This is a genomic window from Streptomyces sp. NPDC015242 (genome assembly GCF_043079125.1).
Taxonomy (GTDB): domain Bacteria; phylum Actinomycetota; class Actinomycetes; order Streptomycetales; family Streptomycetaceae; genus Streptomyces.
On record NZ_JBIBUF010000009.1, the window covers coordinates 231,284 to 253,575 of the forward strand.

Annotated in this window: 18 protein-coding genes; 8 read left to right on the forward strand and 10 right to left on the reverse strand. The window is 72.2% G+C overall.

The window, feature by feature from the left end; genetic code table 11:
* The first annotated feature begins 73 nt into the window (after positions 1-73).
* Both ACF07N_RS29095 and pgi read left to right on the forward strand, forming a co-directional pair.
* Complete coding sequence (locus ACF07N_RS29095) at positions 74-1,342, forward strand: MFS transporter (protein WP_392118443.1); 1,269 nt, start codon at positions 74-76, stop codon at positions 1,340-1,342.
* 75 nt (positions 1,343-1,417) lie between these two features.
* Complete coding sequence (pgi, locus tag ACF07N_RS29100; protein ID WP_392118446.1) at positions 1,418-3,070, forward strand: glucose-6-phosphate isomerase; 1,653 nt, start codon at positions 1,418-1,420, stop codon at positions 3,068-3,070.
* Positions 3,071-3,131: 61 nt separating this feature from the next.
* Here pgi and ACF07N_RS29105 read toward each other — a convergent pair whose 3' ends face one another.
* From ACF07N_RS29105 to ACF07N_RS29115, 3 genes are read right to left on the reverse strand one after another with little or no spacing between them, the layout of a single operon-like run.
* On the reverse strand, positions 3,132-5,414 hold the full coding sequence (locus ACF07N_RS29105; RefSeq protein WP_383331818.1) for an FtsX-like permease family protein: 2,283 nt from the start codon (positions 5,412-5,414) through the stop codon (positions 3,132-3,134).
* Between the two features lie 39 nt (positions 5,415-5,453).
* Positions 5,454-6,209, reverse strand: a complete 756-nt coding sequence (locus ACF07N_RS29110; protein ID WP_383331820.1) for an ABC transporter ATP-binding protein — start codon at positions 6,207-6,209, stop codon at positions 5,454-5,456.
* Positions 6,206-6,721 (reverse strand): PadR family transcriptional regulator, encoded by a 516-nt coding sequence (locus ACF07N_RS29115; RefSeq protein WP_031117406.1) that lies wholly within the window; start codon positions 6,719-6,721, stop codon positions 6,206-6,208. The genes ACF07N_RS29110 and ACF07N_RS29115 overlap by 4 nt, the downstream gene beginning before the upstream one ends.
* 120 nt (positions 6,722-6,841) lie before the next feature.
* Between ACF07N_RS29115 and ACF07N_RS29120 the strand changes: the two genes are divergently transcribed.
* The 5 genes from ACF07N_RS29120 (at position 6,842) to ACF07N_RS29140 (ending at position 13,435) form a co-directional block, all read left to right on the forward strand.
* The gene (locus tag ACF07N_RS29120; RefSeq protein WP_392118449.1) at positions 6,842-8,113 is read left to right on the forward strand and encodes an ABC transporter substrate-binding protein; all 1,272 of its coding nucleotides are present in this window, start codon (positions 6,842-6,844) and stop codon (positions 8,111-8,113) included.
* A gap of 135 nt (positions 8,114-8,248) precedes the next feature.
* Positions 8,249-9,868, forward strand: a complete 1,620-nt coding sequence (locus ACF07N_RS29125; RefSeq protein WP_392118452.1) for a glycoside hydrolase family 13 protein — start codon at positions 8,249-8,251, stop codon at positions 9,866-9,868.
* Positions 9,869-9,905: 37 nt separating this feature from the next.
* Complete coding sequence (locus tag ACF07N_RS29130) at positions 9,906-11,231, forward strand: ABC transporter substrate-binding protein (RefSeq protein WP_392118455.1); 1,326 nt, start codon at positions 9,906-9,908, stop codon at positions 11,229-11,231.
* A 6-nt stretch (positions 11,232-11,237) separates the two neighbouring features.
* Complete coding sequence (locus ACF07N_RS29135; protein ID WP_392118458.1) at positions 11,238-12,599, forward strand: ABC transporter permease subunit; 1,362 nt, start codon at positions 11,238-11,240, stop codon at positions 12,597-12,599.
* Positions 12,596-13,435, forward strand: a complete 840-nt coding sequence (locus ACF07N_RS29140; protein ID WP_383331830.1) for a carbohydrate ABC transporter permease — start codon at positions 12,596-12,598, stop codon at positions 13,433-13,435. The genes ACF07N_RS29135 and ACF07N_RS29140 overlap by 4 nt, the downstream gene beginning before the upstream one ends.
* Here the strand turns inward: ACF07N_RS29140 and ACF07N_RS29145 are convergent.
* Both ACF07N_RS29145 and ACF07N_RS29150 read right to left on the reverse strand, forming a co-directional pair.
* Positions 13,428-14,297 (reverse strand): NAD(P)H-binding protein, encoded by an 870-nt coding sequence (locus tag ACF07N_RS29145; protein ID WP_392118462.1) that lies wholly within the window; start codon positions 14,295-14,297, stop codon positions 13,428-13,430. The two genes, ACF07N_RS29140 and ACF07N_RS29145, sit on opposite strands and share 8 nt — an antisense overlap.
* Positions 14,294-14,767 carry a nuclear transport factor 2 family protein gene (locus ACF07N_RS29150; RefSeq protein WP_392118465.1) on the reverse strand — a complete coding sequence of 158 codons (474 nt, stop codon included), beginning with the start codon at positions 14,765-14,767 and terminating at the stop codon, positions 14,294-14,296. Before ACF07N_RS29150 ends, ACF07N_RS29145 begins: the two co-directional genes overlap by 4 nt.
* A gap of 135 nt (positions 14,768-14,902) precedes the next feature.
* On the opposite strand from ACF07N_RS29150, the gene ACF07N_RS29155 reads away from it, so the two are divergent.
* Positions 14,903-15,484, forward strand: coding sequence for a TetR/AcrR family transcriptional regulator (locus ACF07N_RS29155; protein ID WP_392118467.1), 582 nt, complete (start codon positions 14,903-14,905; stop codon positions 15,482-15,484).
* 85 nt (positions 15,485-15,569) lie between these two features.
* On the opposite strand, the gene pgl is transcribed toward ACF07N_RS29155, so the two are convergent.
* Genes pgl through tkt form a run of 5 tightly spaced genes read right to left on the reverse strand, consistent with a single transcriptional unit; the run spans position 15,570 to position 22,199 of the window.
* The gene (pgl, locus tag ACF07N_RS29160; RefSeq protein WP_392118470.1) at positions 15,570-16,355 is read right to left on the reverse strand and encodes a 6-phosphogluconolactonase; all 786 of its coding nucleotides are present in this window, start codon (positions 16,353-16,355) and stop codon (positions 15,570-15,572) included.
* A complete protein-coding gene (gene opcA, locus ACF07N_RS29165; RefSeq protein ID WP_383331841.1) occupies positions 16,352-17,434 on the reverse strand; it encodes a glucose-6-phosphate dehydrogenase assembly protein OpcA in 1,083 nt (360 codons plus the stop codon). The genes pgl and opcA overlap by 4 nt, the downstream gene beginning before the upstream one ends.
* Complete coding sequence (zwf, locus tag ACF07N_RS29170; protein WP_383331843.1) at positions 17,431-18,954, reverse strand: glucose-6-phosphate dehydrogenase; 1,524 nt, start codon at positions 18,952-18,954, stop codon at positions 17,431-17,433. Before zwf ends, opcA begins: the two co-directional genes overlap by 4 nt.
* Positions 18,955-18,958: 4 nt before the next feature.
* Positions 18,959-20,077 carry a transaldolase gene (gene tal / locus ACF07N_RS29175; protein ID WP_311683645.1) on the reverse strand — a complete coding sequence of 373 codons (1,119 nt, stop codon included), beginning with the start codon at positions 20,075-20,077 and terminating at the stop codon, positions 18,959-18,961.
* A gap of 34 nt (positions 20,078-20,111) precedes the next feature.
* Complete coding sequence (gene tkt, locus ACF07N_RS29180; RefSeq protein WP_392118475.1) at positions 20,112-22,199, reverse strand: transketolase; 2,088 nt, start codon at positions 22,197-22,199, stop codon at positions 20,112-20,114.
* Between the last annotated feature and the right edge of the window lie 93 nt (positions 22,200-22,292).

Here is a 22,292-nt window from a genome sequence, read left to right on the forward strand (position 1 = left end):
TCCCGGTCCGCCGCCGGCCGATTGTCAGTGGTGCCCTCTACGGTTCGTGCATCGGGCGAACTGAGGGGGAGCGGTGACGACGGTCGAGGTGGGGGGAGTGCGTGCGCCCGCGTGGCGCGGGGGCTTCGGACGGCTGTGGAGCGCCGCCGTGCTGTCCAGCTTCGGCGACGCGCTGCGCACGGCCGCGCTGCCCCTGCTCGCCGTCAGCCTCACCGGCGAGCCGCTGCTCGTCGCCTCCGTCACGGCCTGCGGCTACCTGCCCTGGATCGTCTTCGGCCTGGTCGGCGGGGCCGTCGCCGACCGCGTCGACCAGCGGCGCGCCATGTGGCTCGTGGACGCCGTGCGCGGGCTGCTGGTCGCCGCCTTCGCGGTGGCCGTCGCCCTCGGCCACGCGTCGATCGGCCTGCTCATCGCCCTGGCCTTCGCCCTCACCACGCTCCAGACCCTCTTCGACAACGCCGCCACGGCGCTGCTGCCCACCCTGGTCGGCCGGGACGCGCTGGGCAGTGCCAACGCGCGGCTGCTGACCGGCCAGCGCGTCGCGGGCGGCCTGCTCGGCGGGCCGGCCGTGCCGCTGCTGCTCCTGGGCGGTGCGGCCGTGCCCTTCGCCGCCGACGCGGTGACGTTCCTGGTGGCCGCCGCCCTGGTCGCCTCCCTGCCGGCCGCCGCGACCGAGCGGAAGCCGAGACCCGCGGGCAGCACCCTGCGCCGCGAGATCGCCGAAGGGCTGCGCACCCTGACGCGCGACCGGTCCTTGCGCGGACTGTGCGCCGCCACCGCCCTGTGCAACATCGGCGTGGGCGCCCTGGTCGCCACCCTCGTCGTCCTGGTGACCGGCTGGCTCGACGCCGGTAACGCGGGATACGCGGCGGCGCTGACCGCCTTCACGGCGGGCAGCCTGGCCGGGGGAGTGCTGGGCGGCCGCCTTGTCGCTCGCTTCGGACGGATGCGCATGGTGCTCGCCGCGGGCACGGCCCAGACCGGTGCCCTCCTCGTCATGGGCTCGGTGCGCAGCCTGGCCGCGCTGACGGCCGCCCTGGCCGTCTTCGGGTTCATGGGCATGGTGTGGAACGTCAACACCACGACGCTCATGCAGGAGCGCAGCCCCGCCGGGATGCTGGGCCGCGTGAGTTCCGCCTACCGGACGCTCGCCGTGGCGGGCGCGCCCGTGGGGGCGCTGCTGGGCGGGGCCGTCGCCACCGCCTGGGGCGAGAACACTCCGGCCCTGCTCGCGGCCGCCTTCTTCGTCCTGTCCGTCCTCGCGCTGATACCCGGGAGCCGCCGGGACGTATCTGTTGTCGGGCCGCAGGACGGCGCGACGACAGACCACGGCAACCGCTGATCAATTAGGTTGGGACCGGCAGCGGGGCAGGTACGCAGCAGCACAGGCAGGACAGGAAAGAGGCTGAAGTCCGAGATGAACGCAGACGGCCGTACCAGGCTCGACCAGACGTCCGAGTGGACGGCGCTGGCCAAGCACCGTGAGGAGCTGGGCGAGGTCCAGCTGCGCGAGCTGTTCGCCGCCGACCCCGGCCGCGGCACCGCGTACGCCCTCCGGGTCGGAGACCTGTACGTCGACTACTCCAAGCACCTCGTCACCGACGACACGCTGCGCCTGCTGCGCGAACTGGCCGCCGCGACCGACGTGTTCGGGCTGCGGGACGCCATGTTCCGCGGCGAGCGCATCAACACCACCGAGAACCGGGCCGTGCTGCACACCGCGCTGCGGGCCCCGCGGGACGCGGTGATCGAGGTCGACGGCGAGAACGTGGTGCCCGGTGTGCACGCGGTGCTCGACAAGATGGCCGCGTTCGCGGACCGGGTGCGCTCCGGCGAGTGGACCGGCCACACCGGCAAGCGGATCCGCAACGTCGTCAACATCGGCATCGGCGGCTCCGACCTGGGCCCCGCCATGGCTCACGAGGTGCTCCGCGCCTTCACCGACCGGTCCCTGACGGTGCGTTTCGTGTCGAACGTGGACGGCGCCGATCTGCACGAGGCGATCCGGGACCTGGACCCGGCCGAGACGCTGTTCATCGTCGCGTCGAAGACCTTCACCACGATCGAGACGGTCACCAACGCCACGTCCGCGCGGTCCTGGCTGCTGGACGCGCTCGGCGACGAGTCCGCCGTGGCCCGGCACTTCGTCGCCCTGTCGACGAACGCGGAGAAGGTCGCCGCGTTCGGCATCGACACGGCGAACATGTTCGAGTTCTGGGACTGGGTCGGCGGCCGCTACTCCTACGACTCCGCGATCGGCCTGTCCCTGATGATCGCCATCGGCCCGGACCGCTTCCGGGAGATGCTCGACGGCTTCCGCATCGTCGACGAGCACTTCCGGACCGCGCCGCCCGAGTCCAACGTGCCGCTCCTGCTGGGCCTGCTGGGTATCTGGTACGGCAACTTCCACGACGCCCAGTCGCACGCGGTGCTCCCCTACAGCCACTACCTGTCCAAGTTCACCGCCTACCTCCAGCAGCTCGACATGGAGTCCAACGGCAAGTCGGTGGACCGCGACGGCCGTCCGGTGCAGTGGCAGACGGGACCGGTGGTGTGGGGCACGCCCGGCACCAACGGGCAGCACGCCTACTACCAGTTGATCCACCAGGGCACCAAGCTCATCCCGGCGGACTTCATCGGCTTCGCCCGGCCGGTCGCCGAGCTGAGCGACCGGCTCAAGGCCCAGCACGACCTGCTGATGGCCAACTTCTTCGCCCAGACGCAGGCGCTGGCCTTCGGCAAGACGCCCGAGGAGGTGCGGGGTGAGGGCGTCCCGGAGGAGCTGGTGGCGCACAAGACGTTCCGCGGCAACCACCCCACGACGACGATCCTCGCTCCCGAGCTGACGCCGTCGGTCCTCGGCCAGCTGGTCGCCCTCTACGAGCACAAGGTGTTCGTGCAGGGCGCGGTGTGGAACATCGACTCCTTCGACCAGTGGGGCGTCGAGCTCGGCAAGGTCCTCGCCAAGCGCGTCGAACCCGCCCTGACCGAGGGCGCCGACGTCGAGGGCCTGGACGCCTCCACGAAGGCCCTGGTGAAGGCCTACCGGGAGCTGCGCGGCCGGGACTAGGAGGACCATCGGCCAGTACCCGCCGGACCCCGCAACGGGTCCGGCGGGTGATCCGTCGAGGTCAGGCCACCGCGCTGAGCGTGTCCGCGAGCCGGCGGCGGGCCGCCCGGGCCGCGGGGACGGCGGCCAGCGCGCCGGCGCAGAGCACCGCGGCCGCCCCGAGCAGCAGCATGAGCACGGCCGACGGCCCCTGGGCGATCCCGGCGCCGATGCCGCTCGACCGGCCCTGGGCGTCGATCAGCCAGTGGGCGAGGGGCAGGCCCAGCACGGTGGCGGCCAGCACGGCCGCGAGGGCCGTGAAGCCGGTGGCCGTGACGGTGATCGCCGTGATCTGCCGGGGGGAGAGGCCGATGGCCTTCAGCGCGAGGAGATCCCGCTCGCCCTCGCGGACCGTGCCGCCGATCGCGGTCAGCAGCTCGATCAGCCCGATGAGGGCGAGGACGGCGATCAGCCCGGCGACCACCGCGCGCAGCGGGGAGAGCCCGTCGGCGGGGTTGGTCACGGTGTGCACGTCGAGGTGGCCGCGCCCGGCAGCGGCGAGCCGCTCGGCGACCTTCCCGGGGTCGGCGCCGGGGGCCAGCCGCAGCTCGTAGAGGGTCGGGCGCAGCGCGGGGTCGTTGGCGCGGAGGGTGTCGAGGGACGTGGAGATGACCCGGCCCGCGTTCTCCGGTTCGATGCTGCGGCCCACGATGTGCAGGATCTGCGGCTGGTCGCCGACGGTCATGCGCACCCAGTCGCCGACGCGCACATCGAGCAGGTCGAGCAGCCCCTGCCCGGCCACGGCCTCGTCGGCGCCGCGCGCGGGGCGGCCCTCGGCGAGGGTGTACGGATAGGGCTCCTGCCGGGTGCCGAGGCCCCGCAGGGCGATGGTCGCCGTCTGGCCGGGGACCAGCGCGGCCGTCTCGACGCCGGGGTAGGCGGCGGCGACCTGCGGGTCGCGTTCCAGCAGGGAGCGGGCTTCCCGGTCGCTCAGGCCGGCGTCGGCGCGGACGCTGAGCGTGGTGGGCAGCCCGACCCGTTCCGGCTCGCTGTGGAAGCGGTCGATGGTGGTCCACGCGCTCAGGGCCACGACGATCAGCAGCAGCGGCAGGGTGAGGCGGGCGACGGTGGCCAGGGACCGGGGCCGGCGGGTGAACGCCTTGTGCCAGCCCAGCACCAGCGCGGGCGGGACCCGCACGCCGAGGGCCCGGCGCGCCACACCGGACAGCCGCCCGCCCGGGGTCGCCGCGGGCCGCGGCACCGGCACCGGCGGCACACGTCCGGCCCGCCACGCGGCGAGCCCGGTGGTGGCGCCGATGAACAGCACCGCCCCGGCCGGTATCACGAACAGGGCCACGGTGTGCCCGGGCAGGCCCTGCCACACGCCGACGGCGTCGCCGAGCCGTCCGGGGATCCGGCTGCCGAGGGCCTCGGCCAGCGCGGCGGCGGCCACGGCGCCCAGCAGGGCGTAGGCGAGGTGCTGGAGGAGGAAGACGCGCATGACCTGGCCGGGCGTGAAGCCGATCGCCTTCAGCACGGACAGGTCGCGCAGATGCCCCCGGATGCGGGTGCCGATCGCGCCGTGCACGGCGAGTCCGGCGGCGACCAGCGCGCCCAGCCCGAACAGGCCCAGCACCTGGCCGAGGAGCCGGTTGTCGCCCTGCGCCTCGGCCCGGGCCTGCTGCCAGGTGGAGACCTCCCCGATGGCCCCGGCGCCCAGCACGGTCACGGCCCGCTGCACGACGTAGGACGTGTCCTCGGGGTCGGTCAGCCGCAGCCCGATCACCTGCCCGCCGGGGTCCGGCACCGCCTGCGGCAGCGCCCACACCAGGCCCGGCTGCTCACCGGGCCGGTAGCGCGGTTCGGCGCTGTCGGCGAGGCCGACGACGGTCAGCTCGCGGGCGGTGCCGGGCACGGTGAGGGTGTCGCCGGGCTGCGCGAGCAGGGCACGGGCCAGACGGCTCTCCAGGACCACGCCGTTCGGGGTGGCCGGGTCCAGCCAGTGGCCGGAGACCAGGGGCGGGCGGCCGACGGACGGGCGCTCGGCGGTGGCGCGCAGTTCGACCGAGGCGCGGCTGCCGCCCGAGGAGACGGTGGTGGCGGCGGTGGCATAGGGGCCGGCGACCTCGTCGACGCCGTCCAGCGCGGCCAGCTCGCCGGTGTCGGCGGCGGTGTCGGTGTGCAGCCACACGTGCGCCCCGTGCGACTGGGTGAAGACGCGCTGCCAGGGATTGGTCGCGTAGCCGAACAGGGCCGTGGCCAGCAGCAGGGAGGCGACGATGCCCGCGGTGGCCAGGACGAGGAACAGCGCCTCGCCGCGGTGGGTGCGCAGATCGGAGTGGGCCCAGCGCAGGGTGGCTCGCATACGGGTCAGCCCTTCCGGGGATCGTCGTACACGCGCATCTCAGTCCTTCAGCTCCAGCACGCCGGATATGCCGGCGCGGCGCGGCGGGGTGCCGCCGTCGAGGGTGGCGTCGTCGGCGATGCGGCCGTCGAAGAAGCTGATCACCCGGTCCGCGGCGCTCGCCAGCCGGGCGTCGTGCGTGACCAGCAGGATCGTCTGGCCGCGCTGGTGGAAGCGGGACAGCAGCCGCATCACCTCGCGGGTGCCCTTGCTGTCGAGGCTGCCGGCCGGCTCGTCCGCCAGCAGCAGCGGCGGGTGGTTGACCAGGGCCCGGGCCAGGGCCACGCGCTGCTGCTCGCCGCCGGACAGCTCGCCCGGCATGCTGCGCTCCTTGCCGGTCAGCCCCAGCTCGGCCAGGAGCTGCTCCCGCTCGGCCCGGGCCCGCTTCGGCGCGACCCCCGCGAGCAGGGCGGGCAGCTCCACGTTGTCCGCGACGGACAGGTTGGACACGAGGTTGAAGAACTGGAAGACGATCCCGATGCGCTTGCGGCGCTCCACCGCCCAGCGGGCCTCGCTGTAGGCGCCGGTCGGCTCGCCGTCGAGCCAGATGCTGCCCGCGTCCGGCCGCTGGAGCCCGCCGAGCAGGTGCAGCAGCGTCGACTTGCCGGCCCCGGAGGGACCGGTGATCGCCACGAACTCGCCCCGGTGGACGCACAGGTCGACCCCGCGCACGGCGTGGGCGGGCGCGCCCTCGCCGTGGTGGGTCTTCACCAGCCCCTCGGCACGCAGCACAGGAGCGGGACGGTCGTCGCTCACTCCAGCTCCTCCAGCTCTTCCTGGCACCGCTCCAGCCAGTCGAGGTCGGCCTGCAGGTGCAGCATCGCGCCCTCGATGAGCAGGTGGGCGATGCGGTTGTCGCGGTCTTCGGCGGCGGCCAGCTTCGACAGCTGCCGCATGGTGTTCAGGTACTGGCGCCGCTGCTGGTTGATCAGGGCGATCTGGTCGGCGAGGCCGGTCTGCGGGGCGAGCGCCAGCTTCATGAAGAACTCGTCCCGTACCCGCGGCTCGTCCTCGGGCTCCTCGAACCAGGCGCGCAGCGCCTCCCGCCCGGCGTCGGTGAGGTGGTAGACCTTCTTGTTGGGCCGGCTGGACTGCGCCACGTCCTCGCCCTCGATCAGTCCCGACTTCTCGAGGCGGCCGAGGGTCACATAGATCTGGCCGACGTTCGGCTGAGGGTACGCGGAGCCCAGCAGTTGCTCAAGGTCCTGCTTGAGCTCGTAGCCGTGGGCGGGTCCGCGGGCGAGGAGAGCCAGGAGGGGCAGGCGCACGCGTGCAGTCCTCCTGTCCGGTCCAATGTGCTCCAGGCCCTAGTATCGCCCATACCTAACAGGTATACATGGCCTCTGTCCGGGCAAGGGAGCCCGTCGCCGGTGTACAGGGAGGAACCTATGCGGTGGATCCGTGCCGCCGGTAGGGGCCTTCTCGTTCTCGTCGTGGTCCTGACCGGTTACGCGGCCGCCGGAGCGCAGGCGGGCGAGCCGCCGCGGGGCGGCCGCGGGCCGCTCACCCTGGCCACCGCCGGGGACCTCACCGGCTATCTCGGCCCCCTGCTGGAGGGCTGGAACCGCACCCACCCCGGCGAGCGGGTCACCCTCGTCGAGCTGCCCGACTCGGCCGACGAGACCCGGGCCCAGATGGCCACCGACCTGCGCGACGGTGACCGCAGCCGGTTCGACGTGCTCAACATCGACGTCAACTGGACCTCGGAGTTCGCCGCGGCGGGCTGGATCAGACCCCTGCCCCGTGACCGTTTTCCGCTGAGGACCTTCCTCCAGCCGGTCGTGGACACGGCGACCTACGACGGCCGGCTCTACGCGGTCCCGTACGTCACGAACGCGGGTCTGCTGCTGTACCGCAAGGACATCCTCGCCGAGGAGGGCGTCGAGCCGCCGCGCACCTGGGCGGAGTTGGAGCGGTACGCGAGGACCATCGCCCCCAGGCACGGCCTGGACGGGTACGCCGGGCAGTTCCTGCCCTACGAGGGCCTCACCGTCAACGCGGCCGAGGCCGTCTACTCGGCGGGCGGCTCGATCCTCGGCGACGAGGGCGAGCGCGTCACGGTCGACTCGGCGGCGGCCCGCGAGGGCATCGGCTTCCTGGCGCGCGGGGTGCGCGAGGGCTGGATCCCGCAAGAGGCCCTGACGTACAAGGAGGAGGAGTCCAAGCAGGCCTTCCAGGACGGCCGGCTGCTCTTCCTGCGGAACTGGCCCTACGCCTACGTCGGCGCCTCCGCCCCCGGCTCGAAGGTCGCCGGCGAGGTCGGCGCCGTGCCGCTGCCCGGGCCGGACGGGCCGGGGACCAGTGTGCTCGGCGGATCCAACCTGGCCGTCAGCGCGCACGCCCGGCACCCCGACTCCGCGGCCCGGCTGATCGCCTACCTCACCAGTGAGCGCGTCCAGCGCCAGGTCCTCACGCGCGGCGCGCTGCCGCCCGTGCGGGCCGATCTGTACGAGGACCCGGAGCTGATCAGGCGGTTCCCGTACCTGCCGACCCTGCGCGAGAGCGTGCTCACGGCCGAGCCGCGGCCCAAGAGCCCCCGCTACGACCAGGTGAGCCTGGTGGTGCAGGCCGTCGTGCACGACGCGATGGCCGGGCGGCAGACCCCCGAGGCGGCGGTGCGCCGGCTCGCGCGTGAACTGGCGGTCATCTCCGCCCGCTAGTTACATGTTAGGTAACGAGGGCATCTCAAGTGGCTTCGATGTGTCCGATTGTGCCCCTGTTTGTGAGCTCAACCGGCCGGTAGCTTCTGTTCTTTTCGTTGACACCTCTCTGACGCCGCTACATAACATGCATGCATGCTGAGTAAGTACCACTGGTGGCGGGACGCGGTCATCTACCAGGTCTATGTCCGCAGCTTCCTCGACAGCACCGGCGACGGCATCGGCGACCTCGCCGGGGTCCGGGCCGGGCTGCCGTACCTGAAGAAGCTCGGCGTGGACGGGATCTGGCTGAGCCCCTTCTATCCCTCGCCGCAGCACGACCACGGCTACGACGTGGCCGACTACTGCGACGTCGACCCGCTCTTCGGCGACCTCGGCGAGTTCGACCTGCTGATGGGCTCCGCCCGGCGGCTCGGCATCAGGGTGCTGCTCGACATCGTCCCCAACCACTGCTCCAGCGAGCACCCCTGGTTCCGCGAGGCGCTCGCCGCCGCCCCCGGCAGCCCCGCCCGGGCCCGCTTCCACTTCGCCGACGGCCGCGGCCCCGACGGCTCCGAGCCGCCCAACAACTGGCACTCGATGTTCGGCGGCCCCGCCTGGACCCGGGTCACCGAGCCCGACGGGCGGCCCGGCCAGTGGTACCTGCACATGTTCGCGCCCGAGCAGCCCGACTGGAACTGGCGCAACCCGCAGATCGCCGCCGAGTTCGACCGGATCCTGCGGTTCTGGCTGGACCGGGGCATCGACGGCTTCCGCATCGACGTCGCCGCCGGCCTCTTCAAGCACCCGGAACTGCCCGACTCCGACGACCCGGAGGCCGACGCCCGCACCCGCGACTCGGTCAACCCGCTCGCCTGGAACCAGCCCGAGGTGCACGACGTGTGGCGCCGCTGGCGCTCCCTCTGCGAGGAGTACACCGCGCGCGACGGCCGCGAACGCCTCCTCGTCGGCGAGGTCTCCGTCCCCACCGCCCGCGAGCACGCCCAGTACGTCCGCCCCGACGAACTGCACCAGGCCTTCTTCTTCGACCTGCTCAGCGCGCCCTGGGACCCGGACGCCTTCCGCAAGGTCATCTCCGAGGCCATGCAGGACATCGCCGGCACCGGCTCCACGGTCACCTGGGTCCTCAACAACCACGACCAGGTCCGCACCGTCACCCGCTACGGCGAACCCGCCACCGAGGGCAGCGGCCTCGGCGCCGCCCGGGCCCGCGCCGCCGCGCTGCTGATGCTGGCGCTGCCCGGAGCCGCCTACATCTACCAGGGCGAGGAACTCGGCCTGCCCGAGGTCGTCGACCTGCCCGACGACGTGCTCACCGACCCGATCTTCCGCCGCACCGGCAGCAGGGCCCGCATCCGCGACGGCTGCCGCGTGCCGCTGCCCTGGTCGGGCCAGGCCTCCCCGTTCGGCTTCACCCCGGGCGCGGAGAGCGCCAAGCCGTGGCTGCCGCAGCCCGAGTACTTCGCCCAGTACGCCACCGACCGCGCCCTGGCCGACACCCGCTCCTTCTGGCACCTGTACCGCGACGGCCTCCAGCTGCGCTCCGCGCTGCCCCAGCTGGGCGAGGGCACCCTGCGCTGGCTGGACACCCCGCCCGGCGTGCTCGCCTTCGAGCGCGACGACCTGGTGTGTGCCGTCAACTTCGGCACCGCCCCCACCCCCGCGCCGGTCTCCGGCACCCCGCTGCTCGCCAGCGGCCCCTGCCCGCCCGGAGTGCTCTCCGGCTCGACGGCCGCCTGGTGGATCCGTTCCTGAACGCACCGCAAGTCAACTTCCCGAAGGGACATCAACGATGATGCGACGACGTACCACCCTGCTCACCGGCTGCACCGCACTCGTCCTGGCACTCGGCGCGACCGCCTGCGGCGGCGGCCCCGTCGCGGCAGGCGGCGGCGACAAGGCCCTCGACGGCCAGACCGTCACCGTGGCGGGCGTCTGGTCCGGCACCGAGCAGAAGAACTTCCAGAAGGTGCTGGACGCCTTCACCGAGAAGACCGGCGCCAAGACGCAGTTCACGTCCACCGGTGACAACGTCTCCACCGTCGTCGGCAGCAAGATCGAGGGCGGCAACGCCCCCGACGTCGTGATGGTCCCGCAGGTCGGCGTGCTCAAGCAGTTCGCGCAGAAGGGCTGGATCAAGCCGCTGTCGAAGAAGACCGAGCAGGCCGTCGACGCGGGCTACGCCCCCGTGTGGAAGGAGTACGGCAGCGTCGACGGCACGCTGTACGGCCTGTACTTCAAGGCCGCGCACAAGTCGACCGTCTGGTACAGCCCCGACGCCCTCGCCCAGGCCGGCGTGAAGCCCCCGAAGACGTACGACGAGATGCTCGAGGCCGGGCAGACCGTCTCCGACTCCGGGCTCGCCGCGTTCTCCGTCGCCGGTCAGGACGGCTGGACGCTCACCGACTGGTTCGAGAACATCTACCTCTCCCAGGCCGGGCCCGAGAAGTACGACGCCCTCGCCGCGCACGAGCTGAAGTGGACCGACTCCTCCGTGGTCGACGCCCTCACCACGCTCGGCAAGCTCTTCAAGGACAAGCAGCTCATCGCGGGCGGTCAGAAGGGCGCCCTGAACACCGACTTCCCCGGCTCGGTGGAGAAGGTGTTCGGACCCGAGCCCGAGGCGGGCATGGTCTACGAGGGCGACTTCGTCGCCGGTGTCGCCAAGGACCAGTTCGGCAAGAAGGTCGGCGAGGACGCGAACTTCTTCCCCTTCCCGGCGGTCGGCGGCGGCGAGGCCCCGGTGGTCAGCGGCGGTGACGCGGCCGTCGTCCTCAAGGACGGCAAGAACCAGAAGGCCGCCCAGGCCCTCCTGGAGTACCTGGCCACCCCGGAGGCCTCCGCGGTGTGGGCCGAGGCCGGCGGTTTCCTCTCCCCGAACAAGAAGCTCGACCTCGCCTCCTACGGCGACGACGTCACCCGCGCCACCGCCAAGTCCCTCGTCGAGGCCGGCGACTCGGTCCGCTTCGACATGTCCGACCAGGCCCCGGCGGCCTTCGGCGGCACCAAGGGCACCGGCGAGTGGAAGCTGCTCCAGGACTTCCTGCGCGACCCGTCCGACCCGAAGGGCACCGCGGCGAAGCTGGAGGCCGCGGCGGCCAAGGCGTACCAGGACTGATACGCCATGACAGCCACCCTCGTGAAAGAGACGAGCCCGCCGACGCCGGGCCCGGTCGCCGACCGCACCCGGCGGCTGCGGCGGCGCGGGAAGATCGTCGCCCTGCTGTTCGTCTTCCCGGCGCTGCTCCTGCTCGGCGCGCTCGTCGTCTACCCCGTCCTGTTCAGCGTCGGCCGCAGCTTCTTCGACGCCTCCGGCACGACCTTCGTCGGCGGCGACAACTACACCGAGATGTTCCGCGACCCGGCGACCCTCAAGGCCGTGCGCAACACGGCGATCTGGGTCGTCGTGGCCCCCGCCCTGCTCACCGGACTCGGCCTGATCCTGGCCGTCCTGGTCGAGAAGGTCCGCTGGGCCACCGCCTTCAAACTGCTCCTGTTCATGCCGATGGCGGTCTCCTTCCTCGCCGCCGGCATCATCTTCCGGCTCGCCTACGACGAGGACCCGGACAAGGGCGTGCTGAACGCGGCGGTCGTCTCCGTCCACGACGCGTTCAAGGAGCAGTCCTCCTACCCGACGGCCCGGGCGCGGGACGGGCAGGGCCTGACGAAGGAGAAGGACGGCTCCTACCGCACGAGCGGGTCCGTCTCGCCCGGCGACGCGGTGACGCTGGGCCTGGTCGGCGTGCAGCCCGGCGACCTGCCCGGCGACGCCCGGCCCGCCTCCGGGGCGGTGCGGCAGCAGGCCGCCGCCGACGAACTGCGCGGTGTGGTCTACCTGGACTTCACCCCCGGCGGGGGAGGCGAACAGGGCAAGGTCGACGCGCGGGAGAGCGGACTGCCCGGGATGAAGGTCGCGGCGGTCCGCGACGGCGAGCGGGTCGCCACGGCGACGACCGGTGCCGACGGCTCCTTCCGCTTCGAGGACCTGGAGCCGGGCTCCTACGCGGTGGAACTGCCGGCGTCCAACTTCGCCCCGCCCTACGAGGGCGTCTCCTGGCTGGGCCCCGCGCTGGTCACCCCGGCGATCATCGGCGCCTACCTGTGGATCTGGACCGGCTTCGCGATGGTCCTCATCGGTGCGGGCCTGTCGACCCTGCCCCGGGACGCCCTGGAGGCGGCCCGGATGGACGGCGCGAACGAGTGGCAGATCTTCCGCCGCATCACGGTCCCGCTGCTCGCCCCGGTCCTCACGGTCGTCTTCGTCACCCTCGTCATCAACGTGATGAAGGTCTTCGACCTCGTCTACATCATCGCGCCGGGGCCCGTGCAGGAGGACGCCACCGTGCTGGCCACGCAGATGTGGCTGGTGTCGTTCGGCGGCGGCAACAACCAGGGGCTCGGCAGCGCGCTCGGGGTGCTGCTCCTGCTGCTGGTCGTCCCCGCCATGGTCTTCAACGTCCGCCGCTTCCGAAGGAGTCAGCGATGAACGCGGTACGGCGCTCCCTGGGCAACGGCGTCGTCCAGGCCTTTCTCGTGCTGGTCGGCCTGGTGTGGATGACACCGCTGGCCGGGCTGTTCCTGTCCTCGCTGCGGTCCGCCGAGGACACGGCGAAGGGCGGCTGGTGGACGGTGTTCACCAGCCCCGGGCAGCTCTCCTTCGACAACTACTCGGCGCTGCTGCAGAACGCCGGCATCACCCAGGCGTTCTGGAACACGGTGCTGATCTCGGTGCCGACCACGGTGCTGGTCGTGGTCGTCGCGGCGCTCGCCGGGTACGCGTTCGCGTGGCTGGACTTCCCCGGGCGGGAGACGATCTTCCTGGTCGTCGTCGCGCTGCTGGTCGTGCCCGTGCAGATCGGCCTGCTGCCGGTCGCCAAACTCTTCGGGCAGCTCGGCCTGTTCGGCACGATCCCCGGGGTCGTGCTCTTCCACGTCGCCTACGGCCTGCCGTTCGCGGTGTTCCTGCTGCGCAACTACTTCGCCGAGATGCCGAAGGAGATGCTGGAGGCGGCCCGGATGGACGGCGGCAGCGAGTGGCGCATCTTCACGCGCCTGGTCCTGCCGGTGGGCCGCCCGGCGATCGCCTCCCTGGCCATCTTCCAGTTCCTGTGGGTGTGGAACGACATGCTGGTGGCCCTGCTGTTCGCGGACAGCTCCGCACAGCCGCTGACCGTGGAACTCCAGTCCCAGATACGCCAGTTCGGCAGCAACATCGACGTCCTGGCCCCCGGGGCGTTCCTGTCCCTGATCGTCCCGGTCGTGGTGTTCTTCGCGTTCCAGAGGCACTTCGTGCAGGGGGTGATGGCGGGGTCGGTCAAGTAGCCGCCGCCCCGGCCCTCCGGCCGCCCACCGCAGCCTGCGTGCGCTCCACGTGCGCGCGCAGGCTGCGCGGTGGGCGGCCGGTGAGCCGCTCGACCGTGTCGGTGACCCGGTCCTCGGCCCCCGCGGCGATGTCCCGGTCCAGACCGGCGAGGACCGCGGCGAACTCCGGCGGGAGGCTCCGTGCCAGCCGGTCGCGCAACTGCTCGTACGTCAGCCGCCGGTGGGTCACGGGACGCCCCGTCACCTCGCTGAGAACGGCGGCGGCGTCGTCGTAGCTCAGCGCCTGCGGCCCGGTGACGACCAGATCTCCGCCCGCGTCGCCGTCGCAGGTCAGCGCGTGCGCGGCGACGGCGGCGATGTCGTCGGCGTCCACGAAGGCCACGCGCCCGTCGCCCGTCGCGGTCCGTACGACTCCTTCTTCGCGGATGCTCCGGGCGTGCTCGTGGTCACCGGTGAGGTTCTGCATGAACCACGAGGGCCGCAAGGCCGCCCACGTCTCGAACAGGCCGGGCAGGGCCTGCTGCACCTGCCCCACGGCCGGGCCGCCGGAGGGGATCGCCGACGATCCGAGCAGCACGGCCCGGCCCACCCCGGCCGCGCGGGCCCGTTCCAGGAACGGCAGCATGACGGCGGCCGGGTCGGGGTCCCCGACCGGCGGGACCAGGTAGACCCGGTCCACGTCCCGCAGCGCCTCCTCGAACGTCCCCGGGTCGTACCAGTCGAACCGGACCGGCTCGGCGCCGGCGACCGGGGTCGCACGGCGGCTCGCGGCCCGAACCCGCCGGCCTCGCGCGGTCAGCAGCCGGGTCACGCGTCCGCCGGTCGTGCCGGTGGCGCCGACGACGAGGGTGGCGGCGCTCACCGGGCGCTCCCCGCGAAGTCGGCGGTGCCGTCCTGGGGGACGGCGAGCGGGTTCCAGTAGTCGCGGTAGTGGGTGAGACGGCCGTCGGTGACCGTCACCACGGCGATGTACGTCATGTCGTACGGGGCGCCGCTCGCGACCAGCCGCCCCACCGCGCGCATCTCCACCACGACGGTCGCCGGGTCGTCGGTGCGGTGGATCGTCAGGTCGGGGATCTCCCGCAGGTCGATGTGGTCGGGGTAGTCCCGCATGTAGTCGAGGACGGCGGCCTTGCCCTCCAGCCGCCTCGGCCACCCCTCGGGCGCGAACGGGAACTCCATGACACCGTCGTCGTCCCAGAGCCCGACCCAGCCGTCGACGTCCTTGTCGAGCAGCAGCCGCAGACTGCGGCGGAACACGTCGGCGGGGGACGGGGACGGCGTCGGGAGTGCCGTGGACGAAGCCGATGACGGAGCAGTGGACGAAGTCATGGATGAAGTCATGGGAATCCCTCCGATACGATACGGACCGCTGGTCCGCTTGAAAGAGAATACGGACCCGCGGTCCGCTTCGCAAGATGCGGACCTGTAGTCCGCTTCACGGCCCGGAGGAGACGGAGGCATCCCGTGCCCGAACGCAAGCCCCGCGCGGACGCCTTGCGCAACCGCGAGTCCGTGCTGGCGGCGGCCGACCGGCTCTTCGCCACGTGCGCGAGCCCCGAGGACGTGACCATGGCCGACATCGCGGCGGCCGCCGGCGTCGGCAAGGGCACCCTCTTCCGCGGCTTCGGCGACCGCACCGGCCTGATCCGCGCGCTCTACGAGTCCCGGCTCGAACCGATCCGCCTCGCCGTCGCCGAGGGCCCTCGCCCGCTGGGGCCCGCGACGCCCCCCGCCGACCGCGTCCCGGCCCTCCTCGACGCCCTGCTGTGCTTCAAGATCGACCACCGGCACCTGTCCGTGGCCCTGGAGGGCACGGCGAGCGACAGCCCCTACCGCGCCGCGCACTACGACTGGTGGCACGGCACGCTCCGGGACGTCCTGGAAAAGCTCCCCGGCTTCCCCGATGCCGGCTTCACCGCCCACGCGCTGCTGGCCGCGGTCCGCGCGGACCTCGTCGACCACCTCACCGGCCGGGAGCACCTGACACGTGAGCGGCTCCGGGTTGAGCTGGCCGCCTACACCGCCCGGGTGCTGGGCGGCAGCTGAGCGCCGGGCACACCGAAGCGGCCGGACCCCCTGCGATCAAGGGTTCCGGCCGCTCCGGTGAAGAGGCAGCGCGACGTGCGCGCCGTCAGGCGGACGCCGGCGGATACAGCGACCGCGGCAGCTCCGAAGCCGCCGCCGCGTCCAGCAGCCACAGGGTGCGGCTGCGGCCGTACGCCCCGGCCGCCGGGGCCTGGATCTCGCCCGCGCCCGACAGGGCGATCGCCGCCGCCCGCGCCTTGTCCTCGCCGGCCGCGAGCAGCCACACCTCGCGGGCCGCGCGGATCGCCGGCAGTGTCAGCGTCACCCGTGTCGGCGGCGGCTTGGGCGCGCCGCGCACGCCGACCACCGTGCGGTCGGTCTCCCGGACCGCCGGCAGCTCCGGGAAGAGGGACGCGACGTGCGTGTCCGGGCCGACGCCCAGCATCAGCACGTCGAACGCGGGGACGGGCCCGTGGTTCTCCGGGCCGGCCGCGGCCGCCAGTTCCTCCGCGTACGCGGCGGCCGCCGCTTCCACGTCGTCGCCGTGCGGGCCGTCCGACGCGGGCATCGCGTGCACCCGCTTCGGGTCGAGCGGCACCGCGTCCAGCAGCGCCCCCCTGGCCTGCGTGACGTTGCGCTCCGGGTCGCCCTCGGGCAGGAAGCGCTCGTCGCCCCACCACAGGTCCAGCCGCGACCAGTCGACGGCGTCCCGTGCCGGGGCGGCCGCCAGCGCGGCCAGCAGGCCGTTGCCGTTGCGGCCGCCGGTCAGGACCACCGACGCCGAGCCCCGGGAGGCCTGCGCGTCGACGATCCGGGTGATCAGCCGGGCCGCCGCGGCCTGCGCCATCAGCTCCTTGTCCCGGTGGACGACCAGCTGCGGTGCCGTACTCACTTCACCTCCGCCTTCCGGACCGGTTCCGGCGTGGGCGGCTCCTGCTTCACCGGCGCCTGGGCCGTCGCCTGCGCAGCGGGAGCTTTCGCAGCCGCCTCGACGGGCGTGGGGCGGGCGAGCCGGGCACGCCCGTCACTTTTGGGCACCGGGCCCGAGGCCTTCAGCCGGTCCACCCCGTACCGCAGGGCCGAGGCGTACGTGTCGTCCGGGTCCAGCCGGCGCAGCTCCTCCGCGATCAGCTCGGCCGTTTCGCGGCGCTTGAGCGCCACCGCACGGTCGGGCTGGCCCTCGATGGAGAGCGTGGCCAGGGAGCCGTCGGCACGGTCCAGGCGGATCGGGCCGCAGGTGGTGTCCATGCGGACCGCCGTCAGACCCGGGCCGCTGGACAGCGACCGCTGCACGGGGACGTCCAGCCGGTCCGCGAGCCACATCGCCAGCAGCTCGCAGCTCGGGTTGAACTCCTCGCCCTCCACCTCGACGGACCTGACCTCGCAGGCCACCTGGTCCAGGGCCGCGGCCAGCATGGAACGCCAGGGCGTGATGCGGGTCCAGGACAGGTCCGTGTCGCCGGGGGTGTAGGTGCCGGACCGGGTGGCCAGGTCCCGCACCGGCTGCTCGGAGGCGTAGGTGTCGGTGACGCGGCGCTGCCCGAGGGCCCCCAAGGGGTCCTTCGCCGGGTCGAGCGGAGCGTTCACCGGCCACCAGACCACCACCGGCGCGTCCGGCAGCAGCAGCGGCAGCACCACCGACTGGGCGTGGTCGGCGACCTCGCCGTACAGCCGCAGCACCACCGTCTCGCCCGTGCCGGCGTCCGCGCCGACCCGGACCTCCGCGTCCAGCCGGGACTGCGTGCGGTCGCGGGGCGAGCGGGAGACGCGCTTGATGACCACCAGCGTGCGCGAGGGGTGCTCGTGCGCGGCGTCGCTCGCGGCCCTCAGCGCGTCGTAGGCGTTCTCCTCGTCCGTCACGATGACCAGCGTGAGCACCATGCCGACCGCGGGGGTGCCGATCGCCCGGCGGCCCTGCACCAGCGCCTTGTTGATCTTGCTGGCCGTGGTGTCGGTCAGGTCTGTCTTCATGGCCGGCGCCAGCTCCGTCCGTGTCGCTCGAGCATTTCGTCCGCCTCGACGGGCCCCCAGGTACCGGCCGGGTACTGGGCGGGCTTGCCGTTGGTGTCCCAGTACTCCTCGATCGGGTCGAGGATCTTCCAGGACAGCTCGACCTCCTCGGTGCGCGGGAAGAGGTTCGAGTCACCGAGCAGGACGTCCAGGATGAGCCGCTCGTACGCCTCGGGGCTGGACTCCGTGAAGGACTCGCCGTACGCGAAGTCCATCGACACGTCCCGGATCTCCATCGACGTGCCCGGCACCTTGGAGCCGAAGCGGACCGTCACGCCCTCGTCCGGCTGGACGCGGATGACGATCGCGTTGGAGCCGAGCTCCTCGGTGGCGGTGGAGTCGAAGGGGGAGTGCGGGGCCCGCTGGAAGACGACCGCGATCTCCGTCACCCGGCGGCCGAGCCGCTTGCCGGTGCGCAGGTAGAAGGGGACGCCCGCCCAGCGGCGGTTGTCGATCTCCAGCTTGATCGCGGCGTAGGTGTCGGTCTTCGAGGAGGCGTCGATGCCCTCCTCCTCCAGATAACCGCGCACCTTGGTGCCGCCCTGCCAGCCGGCCGCGTACTGGGCGCGCACGGTGTCGCGGCCCAGGTCCTGCGGCAGCCGCACCGCTCCGAGGACCTTGGTCTTCTCGGCGGCCAGCGCGTCCGCGTCGAAGGACGCGGGCTCCTCCATGGCCGTCAGGGCCATCAGCTGGAGCAGGTGGTTCTGGATGACGTCACGGGCGGCGCCGATGCCGTCGTAATAGCCGGCCCGGCCGCCGATGCCGATGTCCTCGGCCATGGTGATCTGCACGTGGTCGACGAAGGACCGGTTCCAGATCGGCTCGAACATCGTGTTGGCGAAGCGCAGCGCCAGGATGTTCTGGACGGTCTCCTTGCCCAGGTAGTGGTCGATGCGGAAGACCTGGTCCGGGGCGAAGACCTCGTGGACGACCTTGTTCAGTTCCTCGGCCGACTTCAGGTTGTGCCCGAACGGCTTCTCGATCACCGCGCGCCGCCAGGAACCGCCGGTCTGGTCCGCCAGCCCGTGCTTCTTCAGCTGCTGGATGACCACCGGGAAGGACTTCGGCGGCACCGAGAGGTAGAAGGCGAAGTTGCCGCCCGTGCCCTGCGCCTTGTCCAGCTCCTCGATCGTGGAGCGCAGCCGCTCGAACGCGTCGTCGTCGTCGAACGTGCCCTGCACGAACCGCATGCCCTGGATGAGCTGCTGCCAGACCTCCTCGCGGAAGGGCGTGCGGGCGTGCTCCTTGACCGCGTCGTGCACCTCCTGCGCGAAGTCCTCGTGCGCCCACTCGCGGCGGGCGAAGCCCACCAGCGAGAAGCCCGGCGGCAGCAGACCCCGGTTGGCCAGGTCGTACACGGCGGGCATGAGCTTCTTGCGGGACAGGTCGCCCGTGACGCCGAAGATGACCAGGCCCGACGGCCCCGCGATACGCGGGAGCCGTCGGTCCGCGGGGTCACGCAGCGGATTGCTGCTCGACACCTGTTCAGCCCTCCGAGGGGGCGAGGCGCTTCAGCTCGGCCTCGGTCGACTTCAGCAGGTCGTTCCAGGAGTCCTCGAACTTCTCGACGCCCTCCTTCTCCAGCAGCTGGACGACCTCGTCGTACTTGATCCCCAGCCGCTCGACCGCGTCGAGGTCGGCGCGGGCCTGCTCGTAGGTGCCGGCGACGGTGTCGCCGGTGATCTCGCCGTGGTCCTCGGTGGCGAACAGGGTCGCCTCCGGCATGGTGTTCACCGTGTTCGGGGCGACCAGCTCGGTGACGTACATGGTGTCGCTGTACGCCTTGTCCTTCACGCCGGTCGACGCCCACAGCGGACGCTGCTTGTTGGCGCCGGCCTTCTCCAGGGCGTTCCAGCGGTCCGAGGAGAAGACCTCCTCGTACGCCTGGTAGGCGAGGCGGGCGTTGGCGACGGCGGCCTTGCCGCGCAGGGCCTTGGCCTCGTCGGTGCCCAGGGCGTCGATCCGCTTGTCGATCTCGGTGTCCACGCGGGACACGAAGAACGAGGCCACGGAGTGGATCTGCGACAGGTCCAGGCCGCGCTCCTTGGCCTTCTCCAGGCCGGTCAGGAACGCGTCCATGACCTTGCGGTAGCGCTCCAGCGAGAAGATCAGCGTGACGTTGACGCTGATGCCCAGGCCGATGGTCTCGGCGATCGCCGGGATGCCCGCCTCGGTCGCCGGGATCTTGATGAGGGTGTTGGGGCGGTCCACCAGCCACGCGAGCTGCTTGGCCTCGGCGACGGTGGCCCGCGTGTTGTGCGCCAGGCGCGGGTCGACCTCGATCGAGACGCGGCCGTCCTTGCCGCCGGTGGCGTCGAAGACGGGGCGCAGCACGTCGGCGGCGTCGCGGACGTCCGCCGTGGTGATCATGCGGATGGCCTCTTCGACGGTGACCTCACGGGCCGCGAGGTCGGTCAGCTGCGTGTCGTAGCCGTCGCCCTGGGAGATCGCCTTCTGGAAGATCGACGGGTTGGTGGTGACGCCCACGACGTGCTGCTGGTCGATCAGCTCGGCGAGGTTGCCGGACGTGATCCGCTTGCGCGACAGGTCGTCCAGCCAGATCGCCACGCCTTCCTCGGAGAGGCGCTTGAGTGCGTCTGTCATGGAAATTCCATCTCCTACGTGTCGTATATGAGCGTCAGCGCTGGGCTGCGGCGATCGATTCCCGGGCGGCGGCGGCCACGTTCTCGGCAGTGAAGCCGAACTCCCGGAAGAGCACCTTGCCGTCGGCCGAAGCACCGAAGTGCTCCAGGGAAACGATGCGGCCGGCGTCCCCGACGTACTTGTGCCAGGTGAGACCGATGCCGGCCTCCACCGCGACACGCGCCTTGACGGACGGCGGCAGGACGCTGTCCCGGTACCCCTGGTCCTGCTGCTCGAACCACTCCACGGACGGCATCGACACCACGCGCGTGGGCACGCCGGCGCCCTGGAGCTGCTCACGCGCCTCGACGGCGACGTGCACCTCCGAGCCGGTGGCGATGAGGATCACCTCGGGGTCGCCGCCCTCGGCCTCGAACAGGACGTAACCGCCCTTGGCCGCGTCGTCGTTGGGCTCGTAGGTCGGCACGCCCTGCCGGGTCAGCGCCAGGCCGTGCGGCTGGCCCTTGCCGAACTCCTTCGTCCAGCGGCGCAGGATCTCGCGCCAGGCGATGGCCGTCTCGTTGGCGTCGGCCGGGCGCACGACGTTCAGGCCCGGGATGGCGCGCAGCGAGGCGAGGTGCTCGACCGGCTGGTGCGTCGGGCCGTCCTCACCGAGACCGATGGAGTCGTGCGTCCACACGTACGTCACCGGCAGGTGCATCAGCGCCGACAGCCGCACCGCGTTGCGCATGTAGTCGGAGAACACCAGGAAGGTGCCGCCGTAGATGCGGGTGTTGCCGTGCAGCGCGATGCCGTTCATCTCGGCGGCCATCGCGTGCTCGCGGATGCCGAAGTGGATCGTGCGGCCGTACGGGTCCGCCTCCGGCAGCGGGTTGTCCGCCGGGAGGAAGGAGCTGGTCTTGTCGATCGTGGTGTTGTTCGAGCCGGCCAGGTCGGCCGAGCCGCCCCACAGCTCGGGGATGACGGCGCCCAGCGCCTGGAGGACCTTGCCGGACGCGGCGCGGGTCGCGACACCCTTGCCGACCTCGAAGACCGGGATCTTCTCCTCCCAGCCCTTGGGCAGCTCGCCCTTGGCGATCCGGTCGTACTCGGCGGCGCGCTCGGGGTTGTTGTCGCGCCACTGCTGGTACGCCTTCTCCCACACCGCGCGTGCCGCCTGGCCCCGCTCCAGCGCCTTGCGGGTGTGCGTGATGACCTCGTCGGAGACCTCGAAGGTCTGCTCCGGGTCGAAGCCCAGGACCCGCTTGGTGGCCGCGACCTCGTCGTCGCCGAGCGCCGAGCCGTGGGCGGCCTCGGTGTTCTGCGCGTTCGGGGCCGGCCAGGCGATGATCGAGCGCATCGCGATGAACGACGGCCGGTCCGTGACGGCCTTGGCCTGCTGGATCGCCTCGTAGATCGCGGCCGGGTCCAGGTCGCCGTTCTCCTGCGGCTCGACCCGCTGCACGTGCCAGCCGTAGGCCTCGTACCGCTTGACGGTGTCCTCGGAGACGGCCGTCTCGGTGTCGCCCTCGATCGAGATGTGGTTGTCGTCCCACAGCAGGATCAGGTTGCCGAGCTTCTGATGGCCGGCCAGCGAGGACGCCTCGGCGGAGATGCCCTCCTGGAGGCAGCCGTCACCGGCGATGCAGTAGACGAAGTGGTCGAAGGGCGACTCGCCCTCCGGGGCCTCCGGGTCGAACAGGCCGCGCTCGTAGCGGGCGGCCATCGCCATGCCCACCGCGTTGGCGACACCCTGGCCGAGCGGGCCGGTCGTCGTCTCCACACCGGTCGTGTGCCCGTACTCGGGGTGGCCGGGGGTCTTCGAGCCCCAGGTGCGGAAGGACTTCAGGTCGTCCAGCTCCAGGCCGAAGCCGGCCAGGTAGAGCTGGGTGTAGAGGGTCAGGGACGAGTGGCCGGCGGACAGCACGAAGCGGTCCCGCCCGACCCAGTCGGCGTCCGCCGGGTCGTGCCGCATCACCTTCTGGAAGAGGGTGTAGGCGGCGGGCGCCAGGCTCATGGCCGTGCCGGGATGGCCGTTACCGACCTTCTGTACGGCATCGGCGGCCAGGACACGCGCGGTGTCGACGGCCCGCTGGTCCAACTCGGTCCACTCGAGGTCTGTGGTGGTCGGCTTGATGCTCACCCTGGGTCAGGGCTCCTCTCCACATGTCGGATGCCGGTGTCTCGGGGCGCCCACCGGCCGCAGCCGAGCCTACCCCCGTGGGACGTGCGTTCT